Source organism: Nocardia sp. NPDC051756 (assembly GCF_040681495.1).
Taxonomy (GTDB): domain Bacteria; phylum Actinomycetota; class Actinomycetes; order Mycobacteriales; family Mycobacteriaceae; genus Nocardia.
The window spans coordinates 707,641-725,804 of record NZ_JBFAYV010000005.1; the positions used below are offsets into that span (position 1 = coordinate 707,641).

The window sequence follows — 18,164 nt, forward strand, 5'->3', positions numbered from 1 at the left end:
GTACCGATGCATACAGATTGGGACAAACTCCAGCCGGTCCTCACCGAGGCGATCGGCACCACCATCTATCTGGTGCTGATCACCTTCGTGGTCGGCGGGCTGATCGGGCTTTTCCTCGGCACCATGCTCTACACCACCCGCAAGGGCGGACTGCTGGCGAACGCGCCGATCAACGTGCTGCTCAACGTGATCGTGAACGTGGTGCGGCCGATCCCGTTCATCATCCTGCTCGCGGCGCTCGGCCCGGTGACGTTGAAGGTGGTCGGCACCACCATCGGCACCGATGCCGCGGCGTTCGTGATGATCGTGGCGGCGTCGTTCGCCATCGCGCGGATCGTGGAGCAGAACCTGGTGACGGTCGATCCGGGCGTGATCGAGGCGGCCAGGGCGGTCGGCGCCGGGCCGTTGCGGATCATCTTCACGCTGTTGATTCCCGAGGCGCTGGGGCCGCTGGTACTCGGCTACACCTTCGTGGTGATCGGGATCGTGGACATCTCCGCCATGGCCGGCACCGTCGGCGGCGGTGGACTCGGCGATTTCGCGCTGGTCTACGGCTATCAGCGGTTCGACTGGCAGGTGACCCTGGTGGCCACGCTGATCATCATCGCCGGCGTGCAGGGCATTCAGTTCTTCGGGAACTGGCTGGCCCGAAAGGTATTGCGCCGCTGAGGTAAACAAAACGAGGGGTGTCCACGCTATGCGCGGACACCCCTCGTTCGGTTATGGCGTGCTTACTCCGGCGAGCACTGCGAGTGCAGGATCTCGGCGCGCTTGGGCGCCGAGCTGCCGAAGTTGGGGAACGGCGGCGCCAGCGGGCCGAGGGCGGCGATGGCGTTGCGTTCCGCCTCGCCCCGGTCCCGGCCGGTGCCGACGGCCCAGTGACCGTCCGAGCTCGCCGAGATCGCACCGCAGCCGTCCGAGAAGCGGACGACGACGAAGCAGTCCCGGCTGCCGCATTCGGCCAGCGCGCGGGCGTCGGACCCGGCGTAGCTCGAGTAGTTCCACGCCGACGCGGTGTCCCAGTTCCTGGGGTTCAACGCGATCGACCCGTAGTACCTGCCCTCCGCATCCGGCCCGGCCTGGGCGACGCCCGCACCGGCTGCGACCAAGACGGCCGCGGATGACACGACCAGGCCGAGAGCAGCCTTGCGCGACAACGACATTGTGATCCTCCCCGAGAAAGAAAACTGACTTCGAGTCAGATCATCGGGCACGGCACCCGAATAGTCCAAAATCATCTCGAGCCCGAAATAGATTGGGCCACAGAGCCTTCAGAAATGAAAGCCTCAGATCGTGGCGCGCACTCAGCTCGCGTTCTTCGTGCACGAAGACAGCACGACGCTCGCCGCCCGCGGCGAAGCGCTGCCGAGATCCGGGAACGGCGGCGCACTTTCACCGAGCTTGGCGATCGCCAACCGCTCGGCGTCCTCGCGGGCCGGCGCCCAGTCCGCCGCGTACTGCCCGTCCGCGCCGCGCGCGATCGCCGCGCAACCATTGGCGAACCGCACCATGATCCGGCAGTCGTACACGGCGCAGTCCCGGATCGCCGCCGCATCCGCGGCCACCCAGCTCGGCTGGTCGGTCGCCGCGACCAGCTTCCCGGTCCCCGGCGAAAGCGCCAGCGTCCCATAGTAATTACCCGCCGCACCCGCCGAGCCGCCCCCCAAGAGGGCAAGCGCCGCGGTGGATGTCAGAGCCGCACCAAACGCGGCCCTACCCAGAACTGACAACAGAATCTCCCCGTTTCAACGAAGTAACGCGGAGCTGATCATCGCCGAGCGATGCCTCCCTGTCCAGTATTCCGTTGCGCCCCATCGGTTTTTGCCCGGTCAGTTTCCCGGCTGTTTGTGCAGGTCTACTTCGCGGTACCGACAACCGGTCACGCCGCCGATAAGCGCGGCCTTGGCGGTCGCGAGCTTGATCTCGTTGCCTTGGTCCGGCGAATGCAGCACGACATCGTGGCGTCCGGGCTGGTCGGCCCGAACAGTGAACGATGTGATGCCGTTTCGCGCCGCGATGTCGCGCGCGATTTGTAGTACCGCCGCCCATTCATCGTCCGCGATCGGCACCGCAGAGGTGAGGCGGTCGGTCGAGATCGATACTCCCTCGGTTTCGAGGTATGGCGACGGGCAGCCCAGCTTGCTCTGGTTACGGTTGACGACCGTTTGCCAGTCGAGCCCCGGGGCAGCGGCCTTCGTGGCCTCGGCGATCTGCGAGATCACCGCCATGAGGTCGCGCTCAGTGGCTTCGACCGACGGCAACTTCCGCATTTTCGCTGCGGCCTCGGCGATATCAGCTTTGGGCGCCGGGCGGTACGGGTCTTTCAAGCTGTCCCCGCATCCACTCACCACCGCCGCCACGATGACCGAGGCAACTACTCGCGCCACCGCCTTCGTCGTCATATCAGCCCCCCTCACACATGAACTCCATCGAGGTGAGTCATATGGTCGCTAATTGATCTTCTACAGCGACCATATGACTCCCCTCGATGGCTGTCCCCAGCCGGGTGGTTGTGCACAGGGGAATTGTTCGCGCAGGTGGGGTGGCCGGGGCTGACAGGACGGTGCGCGATGCTGGCGGACATGAGGGCACTACTGAAAGGGTTCCGGGATAAGCAGTTCGGCGTCTTCACCACCGCACAGGCGCGGATCGAATACACCCGCGCGGAACTGCGCGCACGCCTGCACCGTGGCGAGTGGGTGCCGGTGTTCCACGGTGTCTACCGGGAGGCGACCGTCCAGCCGGGACCGGAACTGCGCGTCGAGGCGGCGCGTCTGTCGATGGGATTGCCAGTCCTGATCGCCGCTTACGACACGGCCGCCGAGTTGCACGGGTTCTCGATCATCGAGGGCAATGCGACCCACGTGCTGGGTGTGCAACCATCTCGCTCGAAACAACTGGTCGTACACCGCGATCGACTCCACTCTGTGCAGGTGGCATCAACAAACGGTGTACCCACGACCACAGCCGCTCGCACCGCCATCGATCTGGCGCGCACCCTGAATCGGATGGACGCATTGGCCACGCTGGATGCCGCCGGCGGGCTGGGGCTCGCACCAGATGAACTCGGCGAGGAACTCTCCCGCCATCATCGCCGGCGCGGCTTCCGGCAGGCCGTCGACCTGATCGCGTTGATGGACGGCAGAGCTGAATCGCCGATGGAATCACGCACCCGGCTACGCTGCGTCGACGCCGGACTTCCTCACCCTCGACCACAACTGGAAGTTCTCACCGCGGACGGCTCCCGTCGACTCGACCTCGGTTGGCCGCAGTATCGCATCGGACTCGAATACGACAGCGTCGCTTGGCATTGCGGCCTACACGCCGCCGCAAGAGACAACACCCGCCACAACCAGCTGACCACTCAGGGCTGGACAATCTTCTACGCCACCGCACAGGACGTCCTCCACCACCCAGCCACCTTCACCGAGCCCATCAAACTCGCAATCAGCCGAGCACGCCCGTGCACCCGCTAATTGGCAATGCCGTGCAATCGAGGTTAGTCATATGGTCGCTATTTGATCTTCTACAGCAACCATTTGACTAACCTCGATTGCCCCAACGACCTTTGGCCCGACTCGATGGCGGCGCACCTAATAACCGACCGATCGCCCGGAGCAAACCGGGCGAACAGCGACCACCCGCGCAAACGCCGACAGCCGCTGCGGGAACCTCCTGTGGCCAGGAAGTTCCGTCAGCGGCTGTCGATGGACTCGGAACTCAGACGGTGAAGCCGAGGGCGCGGAGTTGTTCGCGGCCGTCTTCGGTGATCTTGTCGGGGCCCCACGGGGGCATCCAGACCCAGTTGATCTTGAGGTCGTCGACCAGGCCGCTGCGCACGAGCGCGTTGCGGGACTGGTCCTCGATGACGTCGGTGAGCGGGCAGGCCGCGGAGGTGAGGGTCATGTCGAGGATGGCCACCTCGTCCTGCACGGACAGGCCGTAGACCAGGCCGAGGTCGACGACGTTGATGCCGAGCTCGGGATCGACCACGTCGCGCATGGCCTCCTCGAGGTCCTCGAGGCGCTTGATGTCCTCGGCGGTCAGCTCGACCTGCTCAGCTGTCTCGGTTGCCGGTGTTTCGGTCATGCCTGGTCCCCGTTTCCCATCGAACGTTGCGCCTCTTCTGCCGAGGTTATCCGGACCACCGCGTCTTTGAACGCCATCCAGCCGAGCAAGGCGCATTTCACTCGCGCCGGGTACTTCGAGACGCCGGCGAAGGCGATGCCGTCGCCGATCATGTCCTCGTCGCCCTCGACGGTGCCGCGGCTGGAGATCATCTCGCTGTACGAGTCGACCACCTTCAACGCCTGCTGCACCGGCAGGCCGATCACCTGGTCGGTGAGGACCGAGGTCGAGGCCTGACTGATCGAGCAGCCCTGACCGTCGTAGGAGACGTCGGCGACGTCGCCGTTGGCGTCGAGCTGCACGCGCAGAGTGACCTCGTCACCGCAGGTCGGGTTCACGTGGTGCACTTCGGCACCGAACGGCTCCCGCAGCCCGCGGTGGTGCGGGTGCTTGTAGTGGTCCAGGATCACTTCCTGGTACATCTGCTCCATGCGCATGTTCTATGCAACCCCAAAGAACTGCTGAGCCTTCCGCACCGCGGCAACCAGTGCGTCCACCTCATCGAGTGTGTTGTAGGCGGCGAACGAGGCGCGCACCGCGGCGGCCGCGTCCAACCGGCGCAGCAGCGGCCACGCGCAGAAGTGACCGACCCGGACGGCGACACCTTCGTCGTCGAGAATCTGCCCGACGTCGTGGGCATGGATACCCTCGACCACGAACGACACCGCGCCACCGCGGTCCACGTTCTCGACCGGGCCGAGAATCCGCACCCCGTCGATCGCGTTCAAGCCTTCGATCGCGGCACCGACCAGCGCGTGTTCGTGCTCGGCAACGGCGTCCATGCCGAGCGCCTCGAGATACCGCACGGCCGCGCCCAATCCGATCACCTGCGAGGTCATCGGCACGCCGGCCTCGAACCGCTGCGGCGGCGCCGCGAAGGTGGTCGCCTCCATGGTCACGGTCTCGATCATCGAACCACCGGTGATGAACGGCGGCGTCTCGGCCAGCAGCGCGCGCCGCCCGTACAGCACGCCGACCCCGGACGGACCGAACATCTTGTGCCCGGAGAACGCAGCGAAGTCGACCTCCAGCTCGCGGAAGTCGACCGCCATGTGCGGCACCGACTGGCAAGCGTCGAGCACGGTCAGCGCGCCGACCGTCTTTGCGCGACGGACCAATTCGGCGACATCGGTGATCGCGCCGGTCACGTTGGACTGATGGGTGAACGCGACAACCTTGGTGGCGGGCGACAATTCGAGCGAATCGAGATCGATCCGCCCGTCATCGGTCACGCCGTACCACTTCAGCGTCGCGCCGGTGCGACGCGCAAGCTCTTGCCACGGAACGAGATTCGCGTGATGCTCCAGCTCGGTGATGACGATCTCGTCACCGGGACCGACCCGGTACGGGAAGCGGTCGTCGGCGAAGGAGTAGGTCACCAGGTTCAGCGATTCGGTCGCGTTCTTGGTGAACACGATCTCGTCGGCGTAGACCCCGACGAACCGGGCGATGTCCGCGCGCGCGTTCTCGTAGGCGTCGGTCGCCTCCTCGGCCAGCTGATGCGCACCGCGGTGCACCGCCGAGTTGTGCGTGACCAGGAACTCGCGTTCGGCGTCGAGCACCGCCAGCGGCCGCTGCGAGGTCGCGCCGGAATCCAGGTACACCAACGGTTTCCCGTCCCGAACCGTGCGGCTCAGGATCGGGAAGTCGGCCCGGATCCGGGCCACGTCGAGGGTGCGGACCGTGGCGGTCATATCAGGCTCCTGCTGGGGCTGTCTGAGTGAAACGGACGTAGCCGTTGGCGTCGAGTTCGTCGGCCAGCTCCGAGCCGCCCTCGGCGACGATGCGGCCGTTGACGAAGACGTGCACGAATTCCGGCTCGATGTAGCGCAGGATGCGGGTGTAGTGCGTGATCAGCAGCACGCCGCCGTTCTCGCGCTCCTTGTAGCGGTTGACGCCCTCGGAGACGATGCGCAGCGCGTCGACGTCCAGGCCGGAATCGGTCTCGTCCAGGATGGCGATCTTCGGCTTGAGCAGGCCCAGCTGCAGGATCTCGTGGCGCTTCTTCTCGCCGCCGGAGAAGCCCTCGTTCACGTTGCGCTCGGCGAAGGCCGGGTCGATCTCCAGCTCGGCCATCGACTCCTTGACTTCCTTGACCCAGTGCCGCAGCTTGGGCGCCTCGCCGCGCACGGCGGTGGCGGCGGTCCGCAGGAAGTTCGAGGTGGAGACGCCGGGAACCTCGACCGGGTACTGCATGGCCAGGAACAGGCCCGCGCGCGCCCGCTCGTCGACGGACATCGCGAGGACGTCCTCGCCGTCGAGGGTGATCGAGCCGGAGGTCACCGTGTACTTCGGGTGGCCGGCGATCGCGTAGGACAGGGTCGACTTGCCGGAGCCGTTGGGGCCCATGATGGCGTGCGTCTCACCGGACTTGATGGTGAGGTCGACGCCCTTCAGGATCTTGATGGGCTCGCCGGAGGCGTCCGGGTTGGCGACCTCGACGTGCAGGTCCTTGATTTCCAGGGTGGTCATCGAATTCGAGTTCCTTTGTGGGGTATGAGTTTTCGGGATCAGACGCCGACAGCGGCGAGCTCGGCCTCGATGGCCGACTCCAGCCGCTCCCGGATCTCGGGGACCGCGATCTTCTGGATGATCTCCTGGAAGAAGCCGCGCACGACCAGGCGGCGCGCTACGTCTTCCGGGATGCCGCGGGCGCGCAGGTAGAACAGCTGCTCGTCGTCGAAGCGGCCGGTGGCGCTGGCGTGACCGGCGCCGGCGATCTCGCCGGTCTCGATCTCCAGGTTCGGCACCGAGTCGGCGCGCGCGCCGTCGGTGAGCACCAGGTTGCGGTTCACCTCGAAGGTGTCGGTGCCTTCGGCGGCGGCGCGGATCAGCACATCGCCGACCCACACGGTCCGCGCGTCGCCCTTGGGCGAGTTCGGATCGCCTTGCAGCGCACCCTTGTACAGCACGTTCGACTTGCAGTTCGGCTGCGAGTGATCGACCAGCAGGCGCTGCTCGAAGTGCTGTCCCGCGTCGGCGAAGTAGAGGCCGAGCAGTTCGGCGTCGCCGCCGGGGCCCGCGTAGCGGACGGTTCCGGTGAGGCGAACCAGGTCGCCGCCGAGCGTGACGGCGATGTGCCGCAGCGTGGCGTCGCGGCCGAGCAGCGCGTGGTGCGCGGTCGCGTTGACCGTGTCGTCGGCCCAGTCCTGCACCGCGACGACGGTCAGCTTGGCGCTGTCGCCGAGCACGAATTCGACGTTCTCCGCGTAGGTTCCGCTGCCGCGCTGGTCGATGACCACGGTGGCGGTGGCGAAGTTGCCGAGCCGGATCTGCAGGTGGCCGTAGGCGGTCCGGCCCTCGCCGGGGCCGGTGACCGTGACGACCACCGGCTCGGCGACCTCGGACTCCGCGCCGACCGACACGATGGTGGCCGACTCGAAGCCCGAGAACGCCTGGGCGGCAACGCGATCCGCGGGCGTACCGGCGGCGCCGAGCCGCTCGTCGCCGCGGCCGACGGTCTCCACCTGGACGCCCTCGACCGAGCTGACCTCGACCGTGGCCTGTCCGTCACGCACCGCGGAGCCGTCGTGCAGGCCGCGCAGCCGACGCAGCGGGGTGAACCGCCACTCCTCGTCGCGGCCCGAGGGCACCTCGAAGGCGTTGACGTCGAACGAGGTGAAGACCTCGCCCTTGTTGGTCGCGGCCCCAGCGCCCGGGTTCTGAATCGGCTTCGAAGGGTTCTCCCCTTCAACTGCTCCGATCACACCTGTCGCCATCAGCCAACGGCCCCTTCCATTTGCAGCTCGATGAGCCGGTTCAGTTCCAACGCGTATTCCATCGGCAGTTCCTTGGCGATGGGCTCGACGAAGCCGCGCACCACCATGGCCATCGCCTCGTCCTCGGTCATGCCGCGGCTCATCAGGTAGAACAGCTGGTCCTCGGACACCTTCGACACGGTGGCCTCGTGACCCATCGTCACGTCGTCCTCGCGGATGTCGACGTACGGGTAGGTGTCCGAGCGGCTGATCGTATCGACAAGCAGCGCATCGCATTTCACCGTCGACTTGGACCCGTACGCGCCCTTGTTCACCTGAACCAGGCCGCGGTAGGAGGCCCGGCCACCGCCGCGCGCCACCGACTTGCTGATGATGTTCGAGGAGGTGTGCGGCGCCAGATGCAGCATCTTCGCGCCGGTGTCCTGGTGCTGGCCCTCGCCGGCGAACGCCACCGAGAGCACCTCGCCGCGGGCGTACTCGCCGGTCATCCAGACCGCCGGGTACTTCATCGTCACCTTGGAGCCGATGTTGCCGTCGACCCACTCCATGGTCGCGCCCGCCTCCGCCTTGGCCCGCTTGGTAACCAGGTTGTAGACGTTGTTCGACCAGTTCTGGATGGTCGTGTAGCGGCAGCGGCCGCCCTTCTTCACGATGATCTCGACCACCGCGGAGTGCAGCGAGTCCGACTTGTAGATCGGCGCGGTGCAGCCCTCGACGTAGTGCACGTAGGCGCCCTCGTCGACGATGATCAGGGTCCGCTCGAACTGGCCCATGTTCTCGGTGTTGATCCGGAAGTAGGCCTGCAGCGGGATGTCGACGTGCACGCCCGGCGGCACGTAGATGAACGAGCCACCCGACCACACGGCGGTGTTCAGCGCGGAGAACTTGTTGTCGCCCGCCGGGATCACCGAGCCGAAGTACTGCTGGAACAGCTCCGGGTGCTCCTTCAACGCCGTGTCGGTGTCGAGGAAGATGACGCCCTGCTTCTCCAGATCCTCACGGATGGAGTGGTAGACGACCTCGGACTCGTACTGCGCCGCGACACCGGAGACCAGGCGCTGCTTCTCCGCTTCCGGGATGCCGAGCTTGTCGTAGGTGTTCTTGATGTCCTCGGGCAGGTCGTCCCAGGTCGCCGCCTGCTTCTCGCTGGAGCGGACGAAGTACTTGATGTTGTCGAAGTCGATGCCGTCGAGGTTGGAACCCCAGTTCGGCATGGGCTTGCGATCGAAGATGCGCAGCGCCTTGAGCCGGATGTCGAGCATCCAGTCGGCCTCGCTCTTCTTCGCCGAGATGTCGCGAACAACCGCCTCGGACAGGCCTCGTTGCGCGCTGGCTCCGGCCACATCCGAATCGGCCCAGCCGTAGCCGTATTTACCCAGCGAAGCGATGGTCTCTTCCTGAGTGAGCGGCTGCACCTGGTCGGTGGTTGTCGTCATTCGGCACTCCTTCCGGAGTCGTTCGTTCGTACCGCTGCGGGCTGTGCAGCGATTTCTGCTGAAGTTTTTTTGGTGATCGGTAGTACGAGCAGCGGCACGTGCGTCGTGCACGCGCAGTCGCCGTTGGCGATCGTGGCCAGCCGCTGCACGTGCGTGCCGAGCAGGTCACGGAACGCCTCGAGTTCGGCCTCGCACAGCTGCGGGAATTCCTCCGCGACGTGCGCGACCGGGCAGTGGTGCTGGCAGATCTGCACGCCGGTGCCCACCTTGCGGGTGGAGGCGGCGAAACCGGCCTCGGTGAACGCGTCCGCGATCTCCTCGGCCTTGGCCTCGGTGCGTTGCGGCGTGTGCTCCTCGACCGGTGCGATCCCGGCCACGATAGTCCTGGCCCGTTTCCTGGCGAACTCGGTGATGGCCTGTTCGCCGCCGATCTCGCCGAGCTGGCGGATCGCGGCGCCGGCCAGGTCGTCGTAGGCGTGCCCCAATTGGCCACGGCCCGCGGCGGTGAGCTGATACTGCTTGGCGGGACGGCCGCGCCCCTTCTGCTGCCACGGCGCGGACCTACTGGCCCGGGCCTGACCGGAATCGATCAGCGCATCCAGGTGCCGCCGGACGCCGGCCGGGGCAAGCCCCAGCGTGGTGCCGATGGCGGTCGCGGTGATCGGACCCTCTTCCAGCAGCAGCTGGACGATGGCCGCGCGGGTGTGTCCCTCGCCTGCGGTCGCGGGCGCAGCAGACGACCCGGTACCGGTCTTACGACCAGCCCTTTCGTCCTCATTCCGCAAACCCACGGTTTTCACAACATCAGTGTGGCGGAATTCGTTCCCGAAATCTAATAAGGGTGCCCTGAGTTCTCGGGGCTCGTGACCTGCATAGACCGTTGACGCGAGGTCTCGTGAAGGGTCGTCCGCGGTGCCGCGGAGTTGCGAATCGATACGCGAGTAGGCCGTTATTTAAGCCGAGTCTTAAAACGACCACAAATATAGGCTCTGACCTGCATGTTCAGCGACCGGCCGCCGAGCACCGGGACAAGCGAGCAGTTCGCCGCCTGCGCAGCGGCCGGCTCGGCCGCGGACGTTCCGATGGTCCATTCGGTCCTGATCGTGATCAGTGCGATACATCACACATGGTCATTCGACCACCTCGCCGAGACCGTTCAGCGGACGGCGACGAGCTTCATCGGCGTCTCCAGCAGTGCGTCCACGGCCTCGTCCCAGTTTGCTGTCCGGGTGGTAACCAGCGACGGATCGAACCGACCGGCCGCGACCAGGTCCAGGACCTCGGGGATCGCGGGACGGGCGTGCGCACGTCCGGTGTGGAAGGTGCAGCAGCGTGAATACATCTCGAAGATCGGCAGCGGCACGTCGGTGAGCTGGACGCTGACGCTGGTGGACCAGCCGTCGTAGGCGGTGGCGTTGATCGCGGCGCGCAGGGCCGTTGCGCCGCCCGCGGATTCGACGGTGATCGGGAATCGGCCGACGCGGGCGTCGCGCGGGCCTTCGATCGCCTCGGCGCCCAGGGATTTCGCGATCTCCAGCCGTTCGATCGAGTCGTCGAGATAGACGACTCGATCGGATCCGAGCGCGACGGCGAGCCCTGCGGCGTAGAGGCCTATTGACGGAGCCGCGGGACCGCCGATGATCAGCACCTCGGCGCCAGGGTTGTCCGCGAGCTGCGGGCCGACCGCGCGATAGCCGTCGGGGATGTTGTCGCTGGCGCTCGCGACGGCCACCGGGTCGATGCCGGGCGGGAGCGGCACGAGCATGGCGTCGGCGTGCGGGATGAGGGCGAGATCAGCCCAGAGTCCACCCCAGTCCAGGCCGCCGAGCGGGCCGAGGCCGTAGCTGGACAACGGCGGGTGGCTGGTGCAGTTGCCGGTGCGGCCGCGCAGGCAGGCACGGCAGGTGCCGCAAGAGATTTGGAACGGCACCACCACGCGGTCACCGACCGCGACGGTGCGCACGTCGTCACCGATCGCGACCACTTCGACCACCCCCTCGTGCCCGAACGAGTACGGGCCCGGCAGCGGGAACGCGCCGCGCAGCACGGCCGGATCGATATCGCAGGTGGCCAGGGCGATCGGACGCACCAGCGCTTGACCCGGCCCGCCGAGCTGAGGTTCAGGGTGTTCTTCCCAGCGCAGCTCGCCGGGACCGGTCAACATCAGACGCTTCATGGACCGAGTCTCGCTAGAACGTTCTTTCTAGTCAATGCCTCATAGGGAATTTCCCCGCTCAGCACCAACTTCCGGAACATTTCCGGTGACCTCGGACTCCGCGGCGGCCGCCACCACCCGCTCCTCGACCGAGGCGGCCTGGTCCACCTCGATCATTCCCGCGTCGACATCCGACGACCCGGTGCCCGGCTCGCCGTTGCCCGCCGCACCCGGTTCGCCGTTCGGCAGGCCTGCCTCGGTGAACGTCACCCGGATCAGCCGTTCCATCGCCGCCGCCACCGTGTGCAGCGGCGCGTCCGAGCGCCGCACCCGGGACAGGATGGTCGCGCCCTCGTACGCGGCGACCACCGTGGTGGCCAGCTCCCCCGCGTCCTGCGCGGACAGCCCCAGCTCGGCGAGCAGTCCGGCGAACGCCTGCTCCATCGCCTCGAAGGCGGTCGCGCAGGCGGCGCGGATCGACTCGACATCGCTGCCGCCGTCCAGCGCGGGTGTGCCGATCGGGCACCCGTCGTCCCATTCCGAGGCAGCCAGCTTGCGCACCATGAACTCGAAAATGGTGGTGGTCGTGGCGAACACGTCCGTCGGGGCCTGCCGGATCATCCGCCCGGTGAGCATCCCGGTGCCGGTGATCGCGGCCACCGCGATCTCCTCCTTGCCACCTGGAAAGTGGTGGTAGATGGAGCCATACGGCAATCCGGCCACCTCGCTCAACGCCTTCAGACCGAACCCGTGATACCCGTGCCGCGCGAGCAGCCCGCACGCGGCGACTTCGATCCGCCGCCTGGACTCCGAAACCATGTGTCTGATTGTGCCCCGGCCGGCGACGCTTCCGATCGGAACGAGCACCGCCGTCACCGGTCTGTGCCGGGACTCCGCGCGAGCGCGCCCCTTATGCTTCGTCTCGTGGCGGTACTGGAGGGCGCGCGGCGCAGGACACTGGCATTCGGGCGCCGAGCACTCGGGTTGGACGTGCCGACCGCCGATCACACGATCGCGGTCCTGCACCAGGACGAGACCGAGGTTCCCGGCCTCGACCGGAAAGAACGCGTCCAACTGGACCGCATCCGCCTGATGGGCGCCACCGGAACCGTCCTCATGGCGATCAGCGCCCTCGGCATCGGCGCCCAGCCGGTCCACCAAAACCCCACCTCCGGCGTCCGCGTCCTCGGCATCTTCGCCCGCGCCCACACCGGGTCACTGGCCATGTGCATGACCGGCACGGTCGTCGTGGTGCTCGCCTGGCTGTTGCTCGGCCGCTTCGCCGTCGGCGGCATCGGCGGCGCCCCCCGTCACCGCCTGACCCGCTCCCAACTCGACCGCACCCTGCTGCTGTGGATCATCCCGCTCAGCGTCGCCCCGCCCCTCTTCAGCAACGACGTGTATTCCTATCTGGCACAAAGCGAAATCGCGGCCCGCGGCATCGACCCGTATCAAGAGGGACCGGTCGCCGGGCTCGGCATCGATAACGTGCTGACGAACAACGTGCCGACCATCTGGCAGAAGACACCGGCGCCATACGGCCCCCTGTTCCTCTGGATCGGCCGCGGTATCGCCGAACTCACCGGTGACAACATCATCCTGGGCGTCTGGGTGCACCGGGTGCTCGCGATCGCCGGCGTCGCGCTGATCGTCTGGGCGCTGCCTCGGCTGTCCCAGCGCTGCGGTGTCGCGCCGGTCAGCGCGCTGTGGCTCGGCGCGGCCAATCCGCTGGTGCTGTTCCACCTGGTCGGCGGCGTGCACAACGACGCGTTGATGCTCGGCTTGATGCTGGCCGGCCTGGAGCTCTGCCTGCACGCCATCGAGGACATACACCCGTTCGACGGACGCGCTTATGCGTGGTTGATCGGCGGGGCCGTTGTCATCGCGATGTCTTCTTCGATCAAGCTCACCTCGATCATCGCGCTCGGCTTCGTCGGGATGGCTTTGGCCCGCCGCTGGGGGTTCAGCCTGCGCACCGTCGGCGTCGCGGCCGCCCTGCTTGGCGCGATCGCGCTCAGCACAACGGTTTTCATCGGTGCGGCGAGCGGGCTGGGATTCGGCTGGATCCACACCCTCAATGTCGCGAACGCGGTGCGCAGCTGGATGTCGGTGCCGACGGTGCTCGGCATCATCACCGGATTCGGCGGGGTGCTGCTCGGGCTCGGCGACCACACCACCGCGCTGCTCAGCATCACCCGACCGATCGCCGCGGTGATCGCCGGGTTCCTCGCGGTGCGCATGTTGATCGCGACCGGCATCGGCCGGCTGCACGCGGTCGGCGCGCTCGGTGTCGCGCTCGGCGCCATCGTGCTGCTGTTCCCCGTGGTCCAGCCCTGGTACCTGCTGTGGGCGATCGTCCCGCTGGCCGCCTGGGCCACCCGCCCCATCTTCCGCGTCCCCGCGGTGGCGTTCTCCGCGATCGTCAGCGTCATCCTGATGCCGCGCGGCGCCGACCTGGAGGTCTTCCAAATCGTCGGCGCCGCGATCGCCACCGTCATCGTCACGCTGCTGTTCTTCGTGGTCACCCGCAACAAGCTCCCGTGGCGCGGCCAGCAGGAACCCGCCCCGACCCCACGCCGAACGAGCGAATCGGTCGCCTAGCCGCGCAGGTCAGCCCGACCGGCCGCCACTGGCCGCGACCTTCGCGCAGGGACGGCCGAGCAGGCGTGCTTGATCGCTCGGCTTGTCTTTTCGCCAGGCCTCGCCACACACCCAGAACGGCTGTTTCTGGGAACCTTTCGGCGGGCCCGCAACGGTCAGATAAGGCCATTCCGCCCATTCGGACCGTTGGTCGACGCCACCGCCGAAGATATGGAGCTGCGTGGACGATCCACGCGGCGTGTCACAGTTCATGTAGTCGCTTCTGATGTCGGCGTTGTAGAGCCAATCGTGCATTGGGCTGCCGATCATCAAGGGAACACATCCGTCCCAGGTAGTCCACGATTCAGCCTGTGCCGTAACGGAATTCGCGGTCATGATGCCCGCGGCCAGCATGAAACACAGCGAGATTCTCTTGAACATAACGCACACTCCCCCGAGTTTGCTTTATCTGCCGAACCGACAAATGACGGCAGCGGCAGTCGATAAATGCGATGAGCGACAGACGTCCAGCTCACCTGTTCAACCGAATTCGATAGATGAATTGCCCAGAAAACCGTCACATAATGGACCCCCGCCCGGCTTCGATGCATTCCGGTCGGCATTCCCATCTGCCAACCTGATCGACTCCCTGTGGACATTACTCGATTATCACGAATAGTCAACCACGACAGCTCTTTTCAAGGTCTGACAGGGGTGTCTTCCAGGTCACAGGGGTCGACCGCCTACGGTATTGCCTCGTGACCGCAGCTTCAGAACCCGCTGTTCGCATCGACGGCGTCGTCAAACGCTATGGCGACATCACCGCGGTGGACGGTGTGAGTTTCGAGGTCGAACGCGCGCAGGTCCTTGCCCTTCTCGGCCCCAACGGCGCAGGGAAAACCACCACGGTGGAAATGTGTGAGGGGTTCGTGACGCCGGATGCGGGGGCGGTGCGGGTGCTCGGGTTGGATCCGATCGCGGATTCGGATCGGTTGCGGCCGCGGATCGGGGTGATGTTGCAGGGGGGCGGGGCTTATCCGGGGGCCAAGGCGGGCGAGATGCTCGATCTGGTGGCCGCTTATTCTGCCGATCCGCTGGATCCGGAGTGGCTGCTGAAGACACTCGGGTTGCAGGACAATCGGGGGACGCCGTATCGGCGGTTGTCGGGTGGGCAGCAGCAGCGGCTGGCGTTGGCCTGTGCGCTGGTCGGTAAGCCGGAGATCGTGTTCTTGGACGAGCCGACGGCCGGGTTGGACGCGCAGGCGCGGCTGATCGTGTGGGAGCTGATCGATGCGTTGCGGCGCGACGGGGTCACCGTCGTGCTCACCACCCACCTGATGGACGAGGCGGAGCAGCTGGCCGATCAGCTGGTGATCATCGATCACGGGCAGATCGTGGCCTCCGGCACGCCCGCCGAGGTGACCGCGCACGGCGCGGCGGGACAGTTACGCTTCTCCGCCCCACCGAAACTCGATCTGGATCTGTTGAAATCGGCGCTGCCGGAAGGGTTCTCGCCCCGCGAGACGACGCCGGGCACGTATCTGGTGGAGGGCGAGATCAATCCGCAGGTGCTGGCCACGGTGACCGCGTGGTGCGCGCGAGTGAACGTGCTGGCCACCGACATTCGGATCGATCAGCGCAGGCTCGAAGACGTCTTCCTCGAACTCACCGGACGGGACCTACGCGGATGACTCAGCCCGACCTGACCGCCAACCGCTTCACCCCGGGCACCTTCGCCCCGGACCCGCGGCCGAGCTCGCGCGCGGCGATGATGCTCGCGCAGACCCGGCTCGAGCTGATCCTGTTGCTGCGCAACGGCGAACAGCTGCTGCTGACCATGTTCATCCCGATCACCCTGCTGGTCGGGCTCAGCCTGCTGCCGTTCGGCGACCTCGGCGACGACCGGGTGGACAAGATCGTGCCCGCGGTGATGATGGTCGCGGTGATGTCCACCGCGTTCACCGGGCAGGCCATCGCGGTCGGCTTCGACCGCCGCTACGGCGCGCTGAAACGCCTCGGCGCGACCCCGCTCCCCCGCTGGGGCATCATCGCGGGCAAGAGCGCGGCGGTGTTGATCGTCGTTGTGCTGCAAGCGATTCTGCTCGGCGTGATCGGCTTCGCGCTCGGCTGGCGGCCCGAGCCGGCCGGGCTCGCGCTGGGCGCGCTGGTGATCGCGCTCGGCACCGCGACGTTCGCGGCCATGGGCCTGCTGCTCGGCGGGACGCTGAAGGCAGAGATCGTGCTGGCGCTGGCGAACATCCTGTGGTTCGTCATGCTCGGCATCGCCAGCATCGTGTTCGCCTCCGACGACCTGCCCACCGCGGTGAATGTGCTTGCCCGCCTGGTCCCCTCGGGCGCGCTCGCGGTCACCCTGGAGGACGCGATGCGCAGCAGCATCGACTGGTTCGGCATCGCCGTGCTCGCCGTCTGGGGCGCGATCTCGGGCCTGCTCGCCGCCCGCTACTTCCGCTTCGAGTAGCCCGCAGAGCCGGTACCAACGACAGCGTGTAGTTTACCGTGCTCTACCATCGTGACGTGCTGTATCGCGCCTTTCTGCGACTCGTCGACAAGCTGCCACTGCCCTCGCTGCGGGTGCAGCGACTGACCGCGATCGCGGTCATCCTCACGCAGGCGGGCATCGCGGTCACCGGGGCCGTCGTCCGGGTCACCGCCTCCGGCCTCGGCTGCCCGACCTGGCCGGAGTGCTTCCCCGGCAGCTTCACCCCGATCGGCGTCTCCGAGGTGCCGGTGCTGCATCAGGCCGTCGAGTTCAGCAACCGGCTGCTCACCTTCGTCGTCTCGCTGTTCGCCGCGCTGATCGTGCTCGCGGTGATCCGCGCCCGGCGCCGCCGCGACGTGCTGATCTACGCCTGGCTGATGCCCGGCGGCACGCTCCTGCAAGGCATCATCGGCGGCATCACCGTGCGCACCGGCCTGCTCTGGTGGACCGTCTCGGTGCATCTGCTCGCCTCGATGCTGATGGTCTGGCTGTCGGTGGTGCTCTACGCGAAGATCAGCGAACCCGACGACGGCGTCGACACCGTGCAGGCGCCCGCACCACTGCGCTGGCTGACCGCACTCAGCGCTGTCGCCTTGAGCGGCGTGCTGATCGCCGGAACGCTGGTCACCGCCGCCGGGCCGCACGCGGGCGACAAGAGCATCGAGCGTCAGGTCGAGCGCCTGCAAATCGAGATCGTCACCCTCGTGCACCTGCATTCGCAGCTGCTCGTCGGCTATCTGGCGCTGCTGATCGGCCTGGGCTTCGGCCTGTTCGCGGTCGGCATCACCCCCGCAATCCGCAAACGCCTGTTCGTGCTGCTCGCGCTCGTCTGCTCGCAGTCGCTGGTCGGCATCGTGCAGTACTTCACCGACGTCCCGGCCGCGCTCGTGGTCATCCACGTCGGTGGGGCCGCGGCCTGCGTCGCCGCCACCGCCGCGCTGTGGGCGTCGCTGCGCACCCACGAGCCGCTCCCCGCCGCCGCGACCGCGAAGCAGTCCGCCTGACCGACGGCTCGTCGTAGACGATGCCGCATGTCCGTGCGCCTGTCGGCCATGGTGCATCGGACCGCCGGTTGATGTGCTGTCTCTATGACCGAATACACAGCGCACCCGCAGGACAAGCGAACCCGCAGCCCGGACCGCCGGCTGACCTCGGCGGCCGCCGTCGCCGCGGCGATCAACGCCGGGGTGTTCTTCGACTTCTCCTTCGTCATCATGCCGGGCCTGCACGAATTGCCTGCCGCGCAAGGGATCTCGGCCATGCAGGCGTTCAACCGCACCGCCGTGACCCCGCCGCTCATGCTGCTGATGTTCGGCACCGCCGCGCTGTGCATCGTGCTGATCGTCCGGGCGGCCATCGCCTGGGGCAGCGCGGCCGCGCCGTGGACCCTCGCGGCCGGGATCGCGTTCCTGCTGGCCGTAGGTGTGATCACCGGGGCAGGGAACGTCCCGATCAGCGCGTCGGTGGACGCCCTCGACCCGGCGTCGCCGGACGCCGCGGCGCGATGGGCCGACCTGTTCACCCAGTGGATCTGGTGGAACCATGCACGCGTCCTCACCTCGATCGCCGCCGCGGCGGGATTCGTGCTCGCGCTGCATGCCCGAACCCACCGCCCCGAGGCCGCTCGGATCTTCTAGCATCGTCTC

Annotated in this window: 20 protein-coding genes; 7 read left to right on the plus strand and 13 right to left on the minus strand. The window is 67.1% G+C overall.

The annotated features are described in order from the left end of the window. The first annotated feature begins 6 nt into the window (after window positions 1-6). Window positions 7-669 (plus strand): methionine ABC transporter permease, encoded by a 663-nt coding sequence (locus AB0M22_RS25225; protein ID WP_364731404.1) that lies wholly within the window; start codon window positions 7-9, stop codon window positions 667-669. Between the two features lie 62 nt (window positions 670-731). On the opposite strand, the gene AB0M22_RS25230 is transcribed toward AB0M22_RS25225, so the two are convergent. The 3 genes from AB0M22_RS25230 to AB0M22_RS25240 form a co-directional block, all read right to left on the minus strand. Continuing rightward, window positions 732-1,163 (minus strand): DUF4189 domain-containing protein, encoded by a 432-nt coding sequence (locus AB0M22_RS25230; RefSeq protein ID WP_364731407.1) that lies wholly within the window; start codon window positions 1,161-1,163, stop codon window positions 732-734. Window positions 1,164-1,304: 141 nt separating this feature from the next. Then, window positions 1,305-1,730: a DUF4189 domain-containing protein gene (locus AB0M22_RS25235; protein ID WP_364731410.1), complete on the minus strand. Its 426-nt coding sequence runs from the start codon at window positions 1,728-1,730 to the stop codon at window positions 1,305-1,307. Window positions 1,731-1,829: 99 nt separating this feature from the next. Next, window positions 1,830-2,402: an LppA family lipoprotein gene (locus AB0M22_RS25240; protein ID WP_364731413.1), complete on the minus strand. Its 573-nt coding sequence runs from the start codon at window positions 2,400-2,402 to the stop codon at window positions 1,830-1,832. A 180-nt stretch (window positions 2,403-2,582) separates the two neighbouring features. Between AB0M22_RS25240 and AB0M22_RS25245 the strand changes: the two genes are divergently transcribed. Next, a complete protein-coding gene (locus tag AB0M22_RS25245; RefSeq protein ID WP_364731416.1) occupies window positions 2,583-3,476 on the plus strand; it encodes a type IV toxin-antitoxin system AbiEi family antitoxin domain-containing protein in 894 nt (297 codons plus the stop codon). 244 nt (window positions 3,477-3,720) lie between these two features. On the opposite strand, the gene AB0M22_RS25250 is transcribed toward AB0M22_RS25245, so the two are convergent. From AB0M22_RS25250 to AB0M22_RS25290, 9 genes are all read right to left on the minus strand, one after another. Then, complete coding sequence (locus AB0M22_RS25250; protein WP_364731419.1) at window positions 3,721-4,089, minus strand: metal-sulfur cluster assembly factor; 369 nt, start codon at window positions 4,087-4,089, stop codon at window positions 3,721-3,723. Further along, a complete protein-coding gene (gene sufU, locus AB0M22_RS25255) occupies window positions 4,086-4,565 on the minus strand; it encodes a Fe-S cluster assembly sulfur transfer protein SufU (protein WP_150404403.1) in 480 nt (159 codons plus the stop codon). The genes AB0M22_RS25250 and sufU overlap by 4 nt, the downstream gene beginning before the upstream one ends. 3 nt (window positions 4,566-4,568) lie before the next feature. After that, a complete protein-coding gene (locus AB0M22_RS25260) occupies window positions 4,569-5,822 on the minus strand; it encodes a cysteine desulfurase (RefSeq protein WP_364731423.1) in 1,254 nt (417 codons plus the stop codon). A 1-nt stretch (window position 5,823) separates the two neighbouring features. Further along, the gene (sufC, locus tag AB0M22_RS25265) at window positions 5,824-6,600 is read right to left on the minus strand and encodes a Fe-S cluster assembly ATPase SufC (RefSeq protein ID WP_364731426.1); all 777 of its coding nucleotides are present in this window, start codon (window positions 6,598-6,600) and stop codon (window positions 5,824-5,826) included. 38 nt (window positions 6,601-6,638) lie between these two features. Continuing rightward, window positions 6,639-7,847, minus strand: a complete 1,209-nt coding sequence (sufD, locus tag AB0M22_RS25270; RefSeq protein ID WP_364731429.1) for a Fe-S cluster assembly protein SufD — start codon at window positions 7,845-7,847, stop codon at window positions 6,639-6,641. Continuing rightward, window positions 7,847-9,283, minus strand: a complete 1,437-nt coding sequence (gene sufB, locus AB0M22_RS25275) for a Fe-S cluster assembly protein SufB (RefSeq protein WP_364731432.1) — start codon at window positions 9,281-9,283, stop codon at window positions 7,847-7,849. Before sufB ends, sufD begins: the two co-directional genes overlap by 1 nt. After that, window positions 9,280-10,083 carry a metalloregulator ArsR/SmtB family transcription factor gene (locus tag AB0M22_RS25280; RefSeq protein ID WP_364731435.1) on the minus strand — a complete coding sequence of 268 codons (804 nt, stop codon included), beginning with the start codon at window positions 10,081-10,083 and terminating at the stop codon, window positions 9,280-9,282. Before AB0M22_RS25280 ends, sufB begins: the two co-directional genes overlap by 4 nt. Before the next feature lie 356 nt (window positions 10,084-10,439). Next, window positions 10,440-11,459 carry an alcohol dehydrogenase catalytic domain-containing protein gene (locus tag AB0M22_RS25285; protein WP_364731437.1) on the minus strand — a complete coding sequence of 340 codons (1,020 nt, stop codon included), beginning with the start codon at window positions 11,457-11,459 and terminating at the stop codon, window positions 10,440-10,442. 39 nt (window positions 11,460-11,498) lie between these two features. After that, window positions 11,499-12,257: a TetR/AcrR family transcriptional regulator gene (locus tag AB0M22_RS25290; RefSeq protein WP_364731440.1), complete on the minus strand. Its 759-nt coding sequence runs from the start codon at window positions 12,255-12,257 to the stop codon at window positions 11,499-11,501. A 105-nt stretch (window positions 12,258-12,362) separates the two neighbouring features. On the opposite strand from AB0M22_RS25290, the gene mptB reads away from it, so the two are divergent. After that, a complete protein-coding gene (gene mptB / locus AB0M22_RS25295) occupies window positions 12,363-14,039 on the plus strand; it encodes a polyprenol phosphomannose-dependent alpha 1,6 mannosyltransferase MptB (protein ID WP_364731442.1) in 1,677 nt (558 codons plus the stop codon). 9 nt (window positions 14,040-14,048) lie between these two features. Here mptB and AB0M22_RS25300 read toward each other — a convergent pair whose 3' ends face one another. Beyond that, window positions 14,049-14,432 (minus strand): hypothetical protein, encoded by a 384-nt coding sequence (locus tag AB0M22_RS25300; protein WP_364731444.1) that lies wholly within the window; start codon window positions 14,430-14,432, stop codon window positions 14,049-14,051. A gap of 344 nt (window positions 14,433-14,776) precedes the next feature. Here AB0M22_RS25300 and AB0M22_RS25305 point away from each other — a divergent pair, with 344 nt between their 5' ends. The 4 genes from AB0M22_RS25305 (at window position 14,777) to AB0M22_RS25320 (ending at window position 18,155) form a co-directional block, all read left to right on the plus strand. After that, window positions 14,777-15,709 carry an ABC transporter ATP-binding protein gene (locus AB0M22_RS25305; protein WP_364731446.1) on the plus strand — a complete coding sequence of 311 codons (933 nt, stop codon included), beginning with the start codon at window positions 14,777-14,779 and terminating at the stop codon, window positions 15,707-15,709. Further along, on the plus strand, window positions 15,706-16,497 hold the full coding sequence (locus AB0M22_RS25310) for an ABC transporter permease (protein ID WP_364731448.1): 792 nt from the start codon (window positions 15,706-15,708) through the stop codon (window positions 16,495-16,497). Before AB0M22_RS25305 ends, AB0M22_RS25310 begins: the two co-directional genes overlap by 4 nt. Before the next feature lie 56 nt (window positions 16,498-16,553). Beyond that, window positions 16,554-17,522 carry a heme A synthase gene (locus tag AB0M22_RS25315; RefSeq protein ID WP_364731450.1) on the plus strand — a complete coding sequence of 323 codons (969 nt, stop codon included), beginning with the start codon at window positions 16,554-16,556 and terminating at the stop codon, window positions 17,520-17,522. Window positions 17,523-17,606: 84 nt separating this feature from the next. Then, complete coding sequence (locus tag AB0M22_RS25320; protein ID WP_364731452.1) at window positions 17,607-18,155, plus strand: anthrone oxygenase family protein; 549 nt, start codon at window positions 17,607-17,609, stop codon at window positions 18,153-18,155. Window positions 18,156-18,164: the final 9 nt, after the last annotated feature.